This is a genomic window from Spirosoma oryzicola (assembly GCF_021233055.1).
Taxonomy (GTDB): Bacteria; Bacteroidota; Bacteroidia; order Cytophagales; family Spirosomataceae; genus Spirosoma; species Spirosoma oryzicola.
Genome location: NZ_CP089538.1, coordinates 2,345,348 through 2,358,324 on the forward strand (window position 1 = coordinate 2,345,348; position 12,977 = coordinate 2,358,324).

Annotated in this window: 12 protein-coding genes; 4 read left to right on the forward strand and 8 right to left on the reverse strand. The window is 52.6% G+C overall.

From position 1 onward, the window contains the following. Nucleotides 1-250: 250 nt before the first annotated feature. Both LQ777_RS09550 and LQ777_RS09555 read right to left on the reverse strand, forming a co-directional pair. Nucleotides 251-1,849 (reverse strand): carbon-nitrogen hydrolase family protein, encoded by a 1,599-nt coding sequence (locus LQ777_RS09550; protein ID WP_232562290.1) that lies wholly within the window; start codon nucleotides 1,847-1,849, stop codon nucleotides 251-253. Nucleotides 1,850-1,947: 98 nt separating this feature from the next. After that, the gene (locus LQ777_RS09555; RefSeq protein WP_232562291.1) at nucleotides 1,948-2,961 is read right to left on the reverse strand and encodes a threonine aldolase family protein; all 1,014 of its coding nucleotides are present in this window, start codon (nucleotides 2,959-2,961) and stop codon (nucleotides 1,948-1,950) included. 95 nt (nucleotides 2,962-3,056) lie between these two features. On the opposite strand from LQ777_RS09555, the gene LQ777_RS09560 reads away from it, so the two are divergent. The 4 genes from LQ777_RS09560 (at nucleotide 3,057) to LQ777_RS09575 (ending at nucleotide 6,146) form a co-directional block, all read left to right on the forward strand. After that, nucleotides 3,057-3,881, forward strand: a complete 825-nt coding sequence (locus LQ777_RS09560) for an inositol monophosphatase family protein (RefSeq protein WP_232562292.1) — start codon at nucleotides 3,057-3,059, stop codon at nucleotides 3,879-3,881. A gap of 39 nt (nucleotides 3,882-3,920) precedes the next feature. Next, entirely contained in the window at nucleotides 3,921-4,472 is a 552-nt protein-coding gene (locus tag LQ777_RS09565) for a YfiT family bacillithiol transferase (protein WP_232562293.1), read from the forward strand. 78 nt (nucleotides 4,473-4,550) lie between these two features. Next, nucleotides 4,551-4,706, forward strand: coding sequence for a FeoB-associated Cys-rich membrane protein (locus tag LQ777_RS09570; RefSeq protein WP_232562294.1), 156 nt, complete (start codon nucleotides 4,551-4,553; stop codon nucleotides 4,704-4,706). 51 nt (nucleotides 4,707-4,757) lie between these two features. Further along, nucleotides 4,758-6,146, forward strand: coding sequence for a DUF4403 family protein (locus LQ777_RS09575; protein WP_232562295.1), 1,389 nt, complete (start codon nucleotides 4,758-4,760; stop codon nucleotides 6,144-6,146). Nucleotides 6,147-6,154: 8 nt separating this feature from the next. On the opposite strand, the gene LQ777_RS09580 is transcribed toward LQ777_RS09575, so the two are convergent. The 6 genes from LQ777_RS09580 to LQ777_RS09605 form a co-directional block, all read right to left on the reverse strand. Beyond that, complete coding sequence (locus tag LQ777_RS09580; RefSeq protein WP_425276930.1) at nucleotides 6,155-6,781, reverse strand: DNA-3-methyladenine glycosylase family protein; 627 nt, start codon at nucleotides 6,779-6,781, stop codon at nucleotides 6,155-6,157. A 202-nt stretch (nucleotides 6,782-6,983) separates the two neighbouring features. Continuing rightward, nucleotides 6,984-8,453, reverse strand: a complete 1,470-nt coding sequence (locus tag LQ777_RS09585; RefSeq protein ID WP_232562296.1) for a cellulase family glycosylhydrolase — start codon at nucleotides 8,451-8,453, stop codon at nucleotides 6,984-6,986. Between the two features lie 118 nt (nucleotides 8,454-8,571). After that, nucleotides 8,572-9,762 carry a threonine synthase gene (locus LQ777_RS09590; protein ID WP_232562297.1) on the reverse strand — a complete coding sequence of 397 codons (1,191 nt, stop codon included), beginning with the start codon at nucleotides 9,760-9,762 and terminating at the stop codon, nucleotides 8,572-8,574. 65 nt (nucleotides 9,763-9,827) lie between these two features. After that, complete coding sequence (locus LQ777_RS09595) at nucleotides 9,828-10,733, reverse strand: LysR family transcriptional regulator (protein ID WP_232562298.1); 906 nt, start codon at nucleotides 10,731-10,733, stop codon at nucleotides 9,828-9,830. Between the two features lie 79 nt (nucleotides 10,734-10,812). Next, nucleotides 10,813-11,709, reverse strand: coding sequence for an oxygenase MpaB family protein (locus LQ777_RS09600; RefSeq protein ID WP_232562299.1), 897 nt, complete (start codon nucleotides 11,707-11,709; stop codon nucleotides 10,813-10,815). 125 nt (nucleotides 11,710-11,834) lie between these two features. Then, the gene (locus LQ777_RS09605) at nucleotides 11,835-12,866 is read right to left on the reverse strand and encodes an aldo/keto reductase (RefSeq protein ID WP_232562300.1); all 1,032 of its coding nucleotides are present in this window, start codon (nucleotides 12,864-12,866) and stop codon (nucleotides 11,835-11,837) included. Nucleotides 12,867-12,977 lie beyond the last annotated feature (111 nt).

A 12,977-nucleotide genomic window follows, 5' to 3' on the forward strand; every position in this document is an offset into this window, starting at 1 on the left:
TCATGAACCAGCACGTAGTCCTCTGCCTAATGAGGAGCTATTTATATATTTTGTAACTGATTATGAATCGGCGTTTTGTCATCCCGACGCTAGGAGGGATCTCCGGTAGCAGGCTAACTTTGTGACAACTACCGAAGATCCCTCCTAGCGTCGGGATGACAAAACGTCGGTTTTACTGCTAAATAAAGAAGAGGACCCGAAGCACTGATAAGCGCTTCGGGTCCTCTTCTTTAGTGTATTATGCGATCGATTACTCGGCCACGACGATGACGGGAGCTACTACTTCCGGGTCGTTGTCGGCCGATGCTTTCTTCTGTTTCAACGCTTTTTTGGCTGCTTTCTTCAACGTAACGTCGTATAGATCCGTCCGGCGGTCTTTAAGCACCTGCACCGAGCCGTGTTCGTGAAGCTCTTTAAGCAAGCTCAGATCTACGTCGGCAATAAGCACCATTTCCGTGTTGGCGGTTGCCTCAGCTTTAACGGCATTGGTCGGAAACTGAAAATCTGATGGCGTAAACACCGCCGATTGGGCGTAGTTGATGTCCATGTTATGCACCTTCGGGAGATTGCCGACGCAGCCCGAAATGGCGACGTAGCATTCGTTTTCGATAGCCCGTGCCTGCGCGCAGTGGCGTACGCGTGAGTAACCATTCTGCGTATCGGTCAGGAAAGGAACGAACAGAATCTGCATGCCCTGCTGCGCCAGAATCCGGCCCAGTTCGGGGAACTCAACGTCGTAGCAGATCAGCATACCAATCTTACCACAGTCGGTGTCGAACGCGCGTATTTCGTAGCCGCCCACCATACCGTAGTGCTTCACTTCATTCGGCGTAATGTGAATCTTCCGGTACTCTTCCCAGGAGCCATCCCGGCGGCAGAGGTAAGCGACGTTATAGAGTTTACCATCGTCGTCAACGAGTGGCATACTGCCGCCCACGATATTGACGTTGTAGGAAATCGCCAGTTCACACAGTTTTTCGCGCACCGGTTCGGTAAAGTCGGCGAGTTTTCGAATCGCTACCGGCTCCGGCAGATCGTTGAAATCGGCCATCAGCGGTGTGTTGAAAAACTCCGGCAACACCATGAAGTCGGCCCGGTAATCACTCACCGCATTCACGAAGAATTCGATCTGATCGAGAAATGACGCCAGGTTTTTAAACAGACGCATCTGCCACTGAATGACGCCAAGCCGGATAATCGAGTCGGTATGCGGCTTTTTGTCTTTCTCGACAACGTAGTAGATATTGATCCATTCCAGCAGCGTTGCGTACTCCTTTGACTCCGTATCGCCGGGTAGGTAGCCGCGCAGCACCTTCCGAACGTGGAAATCGTTCGAGAGCTGGAACGTGAGCGTCGGGTCGTAAATTTCTTTTTGCTTTACCTTGGCGATGTACTCGCGGGGCGACAGTTCGTCGGCGTATTTGCTGTAGTTCGGAATGCGGCCACCCGCCAGAATCCCTTTCAGGTTCAGCTGCTCACACAATTCCTTGCGGGCATCGTACAGCCGCCGACCCAACCGCAAATCACGGTAGTCGGGGTGTACGAATACTTCGATCCCGTAGAGGTAATCTCCGCCGTCGTTATGCGTTTTGAAGGAATATCCCCCCGTAATTTCGTAGTACGTATGGTTGTCGCCGAACTGGTCGTATTTGACCCGGATAGCCAGTGCGCTGGCAACGACTTTACCGTCTACTTCTACGCAGAACTGACCTTCCGGAAAAATAGTCAGCAGCTTATTGATCGAACTTTTCGACCAGTAATCGCCACCGATACCACTGTACACTTCGATCATGGCCTCTTTGAGGTCATGGTAATCTTCTTTCTGTAAGTTTCTAACCTGTATATGCATAGGCGTTGACTGTTCCGGCGGAATGAACCTGACTTTCTGATGGATAAAATAATGCTTGTGCTTGGCACTTGGTAGCGGACTGTATACCAGACCTGAAATCAACGTAAGCGTACTTCCAGATTCGTCATCATCTCGTCCGTTAAGTCGAGGTGGGTTACAAAACGGACCAAATGCTTGCCGAAGGCTACGCTCCGAATGCCTTTCGTTTCTAGTTGTGCAACGTAATCGGTCGCCAAGAGGTTTGCCGACAGCTTAAAAATTACGATATTGGTGTCAATCGGTAAAATGCTCTCTACTTCAGGGGCTTGTTCGAGCATGATGCCGATTTTACGGGCGCGGGCATGGTCGATTTTCAGCCGGTCGATGTGGTGATCGAGCGCGTAGATACCCGCTGCCGCCAGAAATCCGGCTTGCCGCCAGCCACCACCCATGAGCTTACGATACCGCCGGGCCTGACGGATCATGTCGGCCTTTCCGATCAACAGCGAACCGACCGGACAGCCTAATCCTTTCGATAGACAAATGCTGATCGAATCAAAAAGTTGGCCGTACGCTTCCGTGGGATCACCTGTTTCGACGAGCGCGTTGAACAGGCGAGCACCGTCGAGATGCAGGATCAAACCATGCTCGTCGCAGACTTGCCGGATGGCCGCAATTTCGGGAACGGTATAGTAGCAGCCTCCTCCTTTGTTGACCGTGTTTTCCAGCACCACCAGCCGGGATAACGGTTTGTGCGAATCGGCGGGGTTGTAAATGTATTCGCGGATCAGATCGGGGGTAAGCTTACCGCGTTCGCCCTGCGGCAGACTGGCCGATGCCAGCGCATTGACCGAAATACCACCGCCTTCGTATTGGTACACATGGGACAGGTAATCACAGATCACATCGTCGCCGGGGCGGGTATGCGTACGAATCGCCAGTTGGTTGGTCATCGTGCCCGACGCGCAGAAAAGCGCGGCTTCCATACCGAACAAGGCGGCTGCTTTCGCTTCGAGGGCATTGACGGTCGGGTCATCACCCAGTACATCGTCGCCTAGTTGAGCCGTAAACATAGCCTCGCGCATGGCGGGCGTCGGTTGCGTAATCGTGTCGCTTCGTAGGTCAATAATCATGTAAACAAAGGTCGCGCAGAATGGAATTGCGGGCAAACAAACGGCTCCTGTTTCGGCTTTTTTATATCTTAAGCGCCAAAATGGCTTATCTTCGAATGACTTCAAACGAATCAGATTTTTCTTCTCTCGATTTAGCTGCGCTTACGAGCGATATTTGCGCCATCGCCACCGATGCTGGGGCGTTTCTGCTTCAGGAGCGCAGCCGATTTCAGCGGGATGACATTGAGTACAAAGGACTCAACAACCTCGTTTCTTACGTCGATAAAGAAACCGAGAAGCAACTCGTTACCCGGCTTAACCAGTTGCTACCCCAGGCTGGTTTCATCACGGAGGAAGGAACCACGGGGCAGGAAGCCGACCCGACCGCGCTAAACTGGATCATCGATCCGCTCGATGGTACCGCCAATTTTATCCATAATCTACCGGTGTTTTCGGTCAGCATCGGTCTGGCGCTGGGTAGCACGCCCATTGCTGGCGTAATCTACGACCCAAACAGAGCGGAGTGCTTTTCGGCCTGGCAGGGTGGGGGCGCGTATTGCAACGGCAGCAAGATTTCCGTTTCGCCCGCTACGCAATTGGGGGAAAGTCTCATTGCGACGGGTTTTCCGTACTACAGCTTCGATCAGATGCAAAAGTACCTGCAAATTCTGGAGACGCTGATGCAGCAAACGCACGGCCTGCGCCGGATGGGATCGGCGGCTATCGACCTGGCTTACGTAGCCTGCGGACGGTTTGAAGCTTTTTACGAATACAATCTCAATTCGTGGGATATGGCTGCGGGGGTATTGCTCGTGCAGGAAGCGGGTGGTGTGGTTACGGACTTTGAGGGGGGCGATGCGTTTCTGTTTCGAGGGGATGTTATAGCGGGTTCCGGTATGCATTCGGAGCTATTGCGCGTTATTCAGGACTATTGGCGGTAAAACAAGTTGTCTCTAAAAATCGTCAAATCAGCTTAGCAAATGCAGGATATCGATAGTCTCCGCTACCCCATCGGCCACTTTGCGCACGGGAGCGTATTTTCACCTGAAGAATTAAATGGACAAATTAGGTCCATTGCCGAAATGCCCATCCGACTAACGGAACTAGTCGGGAAGTGGGGCGACGACCGGTTGGACACGCCCTACCGACCCGAAGGCTGGACCGTTCGGCAGGTGGTGCATCACGTTGCCGACAGCCATATCAACGCCTACGTCCGAACGAAGCTGGCGCTTACGGAGGACAATCCAACCATTTCTCCCTACGAAGAAGGCGAATGGGCTAAATTACCGGATTACTCGCTTGAAATCGCTTCGTCGCTGGTTATTCTGAGAAATCTGCACCAGCGTTGGACAACTGTGCTCGAATCGCTCAGTGAGGACCAGCTAAACCGTACCTATTTTCACCCAGCCAGTCAGCGGTCGTTTCCTGTGTCGGAAGTGATCGGGATGTATGCCTGGCATGGTGAGCATCATCATCAGCACATTTATCGGCTGGCCGCCCGGAACGGTTGGCTTCAAAACAACGTTGACTAATATATACAGCCAGTCAGACAGTGAATGACAAACGAACGTATTTCGGGTCTGACTGGCCATCAAGTAATCTAGCGAGCCATGCAGGAGTTGATTATTGTGCTGGTTTTTGTGCTTGCCTTAGGGTATTTAGGAAGCCGGGCTTACCAAAGCTTTTCCAAAAAAAAGGCGGGCTGTGGTAAGGGCTGTGGCTGCGCTACGGACGCGAAATCATCTCGCGTAAGTGCCGTCAAATGAATAAGTGTTTTCGGCTTTAACATTTTTGTTAGCTAATGGTTTGTTGTTGCAGTGAAAGCACAACGAATCATCGGACTATTTTTTATAGCAGCGGCATTGATCGGTTCCGTGAGTTGCCATCGTGTCCGCCCAAAACCACCTGTAACCCAGGATTTCGAGCCTCCCATCCCGGAGCCCATTTCGTATGTGGCGGGTGAGGTTACCTTCAAAATCAGGGATCTGGAGCAGAAGATCAACCAATCGCTTGGTGTTGTGCTCGTTCCCGAAGAAACGTTCGAAGGTAAAAAGGGGGAAGCCTGGCACCTTCGGGTCGAACGCACGGGTCCCGTTCGTATCCAGTATGCGAATCGGAAAGTGTCGTTTTCTGCGCCGTTGCGGGTGTGGTACACCAATCCAATTGGCATCAGTAAGAAACGCAAAAGACGCTCGCTCTGTGCGCTCTCCGTCAACTTCGTGAGTCCGCTCGACATTGCGTCAAACTGGCGCTTGAATACCCATTCCCGTTTTGAAAATTACCAGTGGATTGAACAGCCCACCGTGCGTTTGCTGGGCGTGAAAATTGGCGTGACCAAGCTAGCCGAAAGTATGCTCGACAAACGGAAAGCAGAAATCGAAGGTGCTATTGATCAGGCGGTTCACAATGAATTACGGCTGGATCGACACATCCGTAAGGTCTGGCGGGATATGCAAAAACCATTGCGAATCGCTAAAAAACCCGAAGAAATCTGGATTGTTCCCAAGCCCTTCAGCATCGCAGCGGCTCCCGTCTTTGGGGATAAAAAGCGCATAACTGTACCGCTTCAAATCGCCTTTCGGGTTGAAACGAAGGTAGGAGCGATGCCCGTTGCTACCGAATTGGAGCGGCTGCCCCGCCTGCTGAGACGGGCTAAAACGCCGGAATCGTCGCGGTTGAAGGTGAGGGCGTTTATTCCATTTAACGATGTTAACCGAGTCGTAGCCCGCGCGCTGACGGAGCAAAAGTTGGGCCTAGCGGGTGGAAAGGTCAAGATAAAAAACGCAACTGTTTATGGTGGCGGCCATTCGTTGATTCTAAAAACCGAAGTCACCGGAGCTGTCAACGGAACGTTGTATTTTCATGGTCAGCCGAGTTACGATACGTTGAGCAATACCTTGCAGATCAAGGATCTTGATTTTGATGTAGATACGAAAGAACGGCTGTTCGCTACGGCTGACTGGCTACTCCATGATCACCTCCGCGATACGCTCCAGTCGGTGATGGTCATACCCCTGCGCCACCAGATTGCGGGTATTCCCGAAAAGATTGAAACGGCCTTTGCCCGTGGGGGAGCCGGAAAAAAAACGGCCCTCGACATCGACGCATTCCGGCTGGTGCCCGAGCGGGTAGTTGTCCGGCCCGACGGGGTTCAGGTGTTAATCAAGGTGGAGTCGAAGGTAGCCGTCAGCGTAAAGAAAATATAACGGATTGGTCAGGGTTTCCAGCGCCACAGGTACCGGCAGGCGGTAGTTCGGTAGGGCCGCCAGGCATCGGCAATCTGGTGCAGTGCGTTATATAACGTTTTTCCGGTAAGTCCGTTCGTTTGCTCCGGGTAAGCCAGGATCATCCGCTGGCGAATAACCAGATCATCAATCGGGAAAACGTCGGGCCGATTCAGCACAAACATCAGGAGCATTTCGACGGTCCACCGGCCCACCCCCTTGATGGGAATGAGGTACTGCACAATCGCTTCGTCAGTCATCGGATCAAGGTGCGCCCGGTCGATGGGGTTGACCAGCGAAAACTCCGCGACACTTTGCAGGTACTTGATTTTTTGACCGGACAGACCCGCGCTACGTAATTCCTCGGTTGTTTTCAAAAGCAAATCACGGGCGTGTGGGTAACCATCCGCGAACAAAAGCTGAAAGCGGGTAAAAATTGCGTCAGCCGCTTTCACCGAGATTTGTTGCGAAACAATGCTTTCGAGCAGGGCCAGATAAACGTCATCGGCGTAATCATTAAAAACTTTGGGATCGGGCGTTTCGGCCATCAGCCGGGCCATAACCGGGTCTTGCGCCAGGTGGTCGAGAGCCGCTGCTGAATCGGGTGTAATGGGCATGAACTGACTTAGATAATGCGAATAATGGATTTAAATATCTGAAATTCAAACAGTTATTATTTAATTTACATTGTTTTTTGTCGTCGGGATGACAAAAAAATACCCATCATTTACGTTAGATGACGCTTACCGAAACTCGTCTTAGCGGGAATGGTAGCGCTGGTTTGCTGTACCAACCGCAGGGGTACAAATTTGTTTCTGCTTAGTTCCGGTCTGCCACTTTGATGATCGCCACTTTATCGGTACGTCCGGCAGGTACAGTCAACTGTCCATTCGTCAGGGTGGTCTGCCCGATTGATTTTCCCGTCAGCGCATCCATCCAGGCAACCTGATACGATCCTTTCGGCAAATTAAGCGTTAGATCATACGGCTTTGCGGACATTGATTCGTAATAAAGTATCCATTGGGTGCGTCCGTCGCTCAACGTCTGCGTCATGGCTCCCGGCGAAGCGGTGACGAGTGCATGATCGGGACGGAGCTGGACAAACGGCAGCTTGTCGAAAAAATCTTTCAGTACCTTGAACTGAGCGCGTAACGCAGGACTTCCGCCACCCGGTGCTTTATAGGTGGTATCCTGACCCGTTTCGGAGCCTACTGAATAAGAGTAGTCGAGCTGGTTGAACAAGCCTCCGCCTGCCATCAGGAATCGCCACGCTTGACGCCGATAGGTGGAGTCGGCGCGTCCGGCAAAACCCGTTTCGTTGAAGCCAATGACTTTACCTAAGTGGTAATTTTCAGTAACCGCAATGGGCAGCGCGTAGTGAAACGTAAAAATGGATATGTTCGGGTCGGCGTCGGCAACAGGGTAATGAAAGTTGCTGATATCCTGTGAGATCAGGTGCTTGTTGGTTAGTTGCCGTTCTTCGTCTTTAATCCAGCGAGCTACCTGTCGCTGCCAGTCGTTAGATCGTTGGGAAACAACCTGAAGCGTTGATCGCCAGTCGTTATCCGGTCCGTACTCGTTGCTGCGCAGCACAATATCGGTCTGATTGGCCCAGGGTTCGTTTTGGATTTCAAAGTAGATGTTCGGAAAGCGATTCAGGGTGCGGACAATCCGTCGAACGTAGCGCTCCTGATACCCCAGAATACTACCGTTTTGCAGTGTATTGACCAGCGAAGCGGCTACGCTGTCGGTCTGGTTGACGTTGTTTTTCGGATTGAACGCGCTGTAATTCCACCCATCGGCGTAATGAGCGGAGAATAGATTCACCTCCACGATAACACCGTGCTTTTGGGCTTCGGCCACAAAATCGGTCAGGCGGGCAAAATACGCATCATCCCACTGTGTCAGGTCAAACCGGTTGCCGCCGAGCGCATAGCCGGTCGCGTTAGGGCTTCTCTGCCAGGGCAACAGGAGCCGACCTTCGGCGGGGGCCAGGGTGTTCTTCATAATGCCGAAATCGCCCAACTTTTCGACGTAAGCTCCCGTAAACAAACGGGTCGTATTCATGCCGTCGGCAGCCGTAGCACGCAGGTAGGTTTTATAGTCGAAATCGAGATTGATTACGGAACCATAATGCTCGCCCGACCCGACCAGGATCATGGGTTTGTTTTGATAGGCGAAATAGTGCGGGTTTTGAGGATGTAATTGAAACGTGCCGCTCGTCTGCGCCAGGATTTTCGTTGTCAGCAACAGTAACCAGGCAGTAGAAAGTGTGCGTAGTCTTGTCATGGATGGCCAGGAATGAAAAGCGGATAAACAACAAGGCCGCTTTAGCTACCCAAAGCGGCCGGAATGCGGTTTCTAACGCTTAGTGTCCAAGCACGATCAACTGATAAACGATTCAGGACTACCAGATTCCTTTCATGTTGTCCAGATATTTCTGACCAGAGCCGGTGTTGAGCAATAAAATATGTTCTTCTGGATGGAGCCACCCCTGTTTGATCAGTTGCTTTGTCGCAGCCCAGATGGCCCCACCTTCGGGAGCAACAAAGATTCCTTCGTAACGACCCAACTCCCGAACACCTTCCAGCATCTGTTCTTCCGAGACCGCTAGGGCTGTACCGCCGGACTCCTGCAACACCTGTAGCATCAGCGGCTCACCGATGGGGCGGGGAACAGCCAGTCCGTTCGCCAGCGTAGGTTGACCGACGTACTGTTTACTGTTCGCCTGCCGACCCCAAAACGTATCGACAACGGGACGGCAGTTTTCCGCCTGTACCGCCACGAGCCGGGGGAGTGGCTGGTCGGGCGTGAGCCAGCCGAGTTGTTTCATTTCGGTAAACGCTTTCCAGATACCGATCAAACCGGTTCCCCCGCCGGTAGGGTACATGATCACGTCGGGTAATTGCCAGTCCAGCTGTTCCGCAATTTCGTAGCCCATCGTTTTTTTGCCTTCCAGCCGGTACGGTTCCTTTAGCGTCGAAATGTCGAAGTAGTCACCGTTGCGGTTCATCTCCTGGACCTTAGCCGCACAATCGTTGATTAATCCGTCGATCAGGATAACGGTAGCGCCGTACGCCATACACTCTTCCCGGAAGGCTTCCGGCGTGTGGCGAGGCATAACAACTACGGCTTCCAGACCCGCCCGCGCGCAGTAGGCCGCCATCGCGACACCCGCATTACCCGCCGTTGGGACAATACAGGCTTTCTCGCCATTTTCCTTTGCCTTCGATACCGCCAGACTTAATCCACGGGCTTTGAACGATCCGGTTGGGTTAAGTCCTTCGTCTTTCAACGTAAGCTGTTGCAGTGAATACCGCTCGGCCAATCGGGGCAGCGAAAAAAGAGGAGTGAAGCCTTCGCCTAAGGTAACCCGGTTTTCAGGCTCTATGACCGGTAGTACCTCGGCGTAACGCCAGAGCGATTTGTCCCGATGAATCAATGCTGATTTTGAGAAACCCGCTTCGAGGTCATACCGACTCAATAGCGGGGCGTGGCAGCAGACCGACAGCGTTTGCCGAACAAACGGCGAATAGGTTTGCCCGCAGTTTGAGCATTGTAGGGACTGAATTAATGATGAAGTGGCGGTTGTAGTCATGGTTGTCAACTTTAGGGCAAGTTGACCTTATCAAGAACCCGGCGCAAACGATGTTTTGGAATGAGTTATTCCAGTAACGAATAGAAGCGTCGGACGAAGCGGATAAAGGCGTTGACCAGCGGATTATTTTCGGTGCCTTTGCGCTGAATAAAGTAGAACGTCCGTTCGATGGTTAGGTTTTCGATGGGCACTTCCACCAGTTCGCCCGCAGCCAGTTCTTTCAGGATGGCCCGCTTCGGCAAAAAAGCCAGACAGGTATCCGCCAGGACAAAGTTTTTCAGCGCTTCCGTACCGCCAAGCCGAATAAGAATCCGTAGATCAGCGGGGCGGATGCCGTTTTTTTGCAGCGTATCTTCTACCACGGCCAGGGTGCCGGACCCTTGCTCGCGAACGGCTAACGGTACGTGCGGAATATCGGTCACGGACAATGTCTTATCGCGGAGAGGACTATTGCGAGAGCATACCGCCAATACCTGATCGGTGATGAAGGGCGTGTACGTCAATGTGTTAACCTGCGTTAAGCTTTCGACAATGCCAACGTCAATTTCGTGGTCGAGCAGGGCTTTCTGGATATTACTCGAATTGCGGTTCAGGACCTGAATCTGCATGTTGGCATGTTGCCGCAGGTAGGACGAAAGAACCGTTGGCAACACGTAAAGCGTAATGGTCGTGCTCGAACCTACCGCCAATCGGGTCGTGGGCAGAAAGCTGGCGTTGAGATGGTGTAATTGCTCGTGTAGCTCCGTTTTTAGCTGAATCGCTTCGAGCCCTTTCTGGTACAATAGCTCCCCAGCCTGGGTCAGGCTGATGGTGTTGCCGTGCCGCTCGAACAAAGCGGTTTTGTAGAAAGCCTCCAACGCCTTGATGTGTTTGCTGATGGCTGACTGGCTCAGAAACAAAATCTGGCCCGCTTTGGTAAAGCTGAGCAGCCGGGCGACTTCCAGAAAAATTTCGTGTTGTAACGAGAGCATAGCGGATAAAGCTTACCGCAAAAAAACGACGTTGTACGGAGTAAAAACAAGGTAAGCCTACAGTTCCTATCGTGACAACCTATCGGGGTTGACTGTTGATGATTTTATCCGGCCCAACAGCTTCAATATCGGGTGGCCCGGCGGGGTAGTACCGGAACGAGCTTTTTTCGATCAGGTACGGATACGGTTTAAATGTAATCCAGCGCAGGGGCCATTTGCGGAGCCACAGCGCCCCCTGGGCCAAACCGGTAAACCAGCCGGGTGGTCGCTGGTACCCAAAGGCAAGCCGTAGCTTCTCCGGAATCAGGGCCGAGAAGGTAGGCTGTACCATTGGGTGGAGAAAGCGGGGAAACCAGCCCTGTACGATTTTGACGGTAGCGTCGGCGATGCGTTGGTTGCTTTCGGTGTACCGGAAATACTTCGCTTCGTAGGCGTCAACAAAGGTTTGTAGGTCCGCTATCGTATCGGGGAGATCACTCAGGTTCATCCGACGACCTACTTCTCGAAAAAAATAGAAAAATGCCAGTTCTTCCGAATTGGTTAGTTTTCGCCAGCCGTACTGATTCAGCCAGTCAATCGGGTAAAAGACAAACGTAGCCAGCACGAACAGGTAATCGGCGTTATCGATTCGGTAATGGCTGTGAATCAGGTTCATGTGCGCAATGGCCCGCTGTCCCTTATCGCTGTCGTACCCTGACTCCATGAACTGCCCAATCAGGCGACTCGTGTCGTCGTACCGTTTCTGCCCGTGCCGCTCAAACTCACCCGTGCGAGCCAGCAAGCCCGACACCCGCGGACTGGCGTAGGTGTGAAACAAGGCCAGTTCGAGCGCGCGGGTGATGTCAAACGGAAATTCATAGGCCGTCAGCAGATGAACCATGCGCTGATGATCCCGGACAGGATCGAGCGTTTGGAGCTCACGCCCAACGGCTGGATTGCGGAACAAACCAAAGCGTTTGCTATAAACGACTGGCATTGGTTTTAGAAGGATTAGTGATGAATAGCTGTCTCTTGCAGCAAACACAGAAACGCCGGGACAGGTGCCCCTACGGGCCAGATGAGCTGACGTTTCTGTGTTTGGTAGAACAAGCGGCTGTCAGATCAACCAACGGGTGGCGGGTTGATTTGCGACGAAACCGAGCGTTGGTGCCAGTACGGATAAATGGGATCGCGCTGGCTGGCTGCGTCGAGCTTAGCTACCTGCTCTTTGGTCAACTGCCAGCCTACCGCGCCCAGATTTTGCTTAAGCTGTTCTTCCGTTCGCGCACCGATAACGAGCGTTGAAACGGTAGGGCGCTGCAAAACCCAGTTCAGGGCTACCTGCGGAACGGTTTTGCCCGTTTTGGTCGCAATTTCGTCCAGCGTATCGATAATGCCGTAAAACAGATCGTCGGGAATGGGTGGGCCTTCGCCACCGCCCTGCGCAATCCGGGCGTCTTCCGGGATGGGTTGATTCCGGCGATACTTACCACTCAGTCGCCCCGCCGATAGTGGACTCCAGACAAGCGTACCTACGTTCTGATCGATACCCAGCGGCATCAGCTCCCATTCAAATTCACGGCTAACGAGCGAATAATACGCCTGATGGCCTACGTAGCGCGCCCAGCCGTACTTTTCTGAAACTGCCAGGGACTTCATCAGGTGCCAGCCCGAAAAATTCGAACAGGCGATATAGCGCACTTTGCCACTTTGCACCAGACCGTCGAGCGTACGCAGCGTTTCGTCAACCGGCGTAAGCGCATCAAAGCCGTGCATGTGGTAAATGTCGATGTGATCCGTATTCAACCGCCGGAGACTGTCTTCGCAGGCTTTAATCAGGTGATAGCGCGACGAGCCCATATCGTTTGTGTGGGCGCTCATCGGAAAGGTCGCTTTGGTCGAAATAATGACCTGATCGCGCTTTCCTTCCAGGGCTTTTCCCAGAATCTCTTCCGACATCCCGTTCGAATAAACGTTTGACGTATCGAACAGATTGACCCCGGCGTCAAGACATAGGTCTATCATGCGACGGGCCTCGTCAACCTGCGTGCTGCCCCAGGCTTTGAAAAATGGGTTTCCGCCCCCGAAGGTGCCCGTGCCAAAACTTAAAACAGGGACGCGCAATCCCGAAGCGCCTAACTGCCTGTATTCCATAATTGACGTTGATTAATGCGTGTACGCGCCAAAGATAATTGGCTAGACCATTCAAGACGGATGTATGGCTGCATTCTCAGTGCAACGTTTTTTATCCAGATCTTGTGTCCT

Coding starts and splice junctions, on each gene's coding strand:
- LQ777_RS09550 (WP_232562290.1), bottom strand. CDS start 1,849: ATGCATATACAGGTTAGAAACTTACAGAAAGAAGATTACCATGACCTC.
- LQ777_RS09555 (WP_232562291.1), bottom strand. CDS start 2,961: ATGATTATTGACCTACGAAGCGACACGATTACGCAACCGACGCCCGCC.
- LQ777_RS09560 (WP_232562292.1), top strand. CDS start 3,057: ATGACTTCAAACGAATCAGATTTTTCTTCTCTCGATTTAGCTGCGCTT.
- LQ777_RS09565 (WP_232562293.1), top strand. CDS start 3,921: ATGCAGGATATCGATAGTCTCCGCTACCCCATCGGCCACTTTGCGCAC.
- LQ777_RS09570 (WP_232562294.1), top strand. CDS start 4,551: ATGCAGGAGTTGATTATTGTGCTGGTTTTTGTGCTTGCCTTAGGGTAT.
- LQ777_RS09580 (WP_425276930.1), bottom strand. CDS start 6,781: ATGCCCATTACACCCGATTCAGCAGCGGCTCTCGACCACCTGGCGCAA.
- LQ777_RS09585 (WP_232562296.1), bottom strand. CDS start 8,453: ATGACAAGACTACGCACACTTTCTACTGCCTGGTTACTGTTGCTGACA.
- LQ777_RS09590 (WP_232562297.1), bottom strand. CDS start 9,762: ATGACTACAACCGCCACTTCATCATTAATTCAGTCCCTACAATGCTCA.
- LQ777_RS09595 (WP_232562298.1), bottom strand. CDS start 10,733: ATGCTCTCGTTACAACACGAAATTTTTCTGGAAGTCGCCCGGCTGCTC.
- LQ777_RS09600 (WP_232562299.1), bottom strand. CDS start 11,709: ATGCCAGTCGTTTATAGCAAACGCTTTGGTTTGTTCCGCAATCCAGCC.
- LQ777_RS09605 (WP_232562300.1), bottom strand. CDS start 12,866: ATGGAATACAGGCAGTTAGGCGCTTCGGGATTGCGCGTCCCTGTTTTA.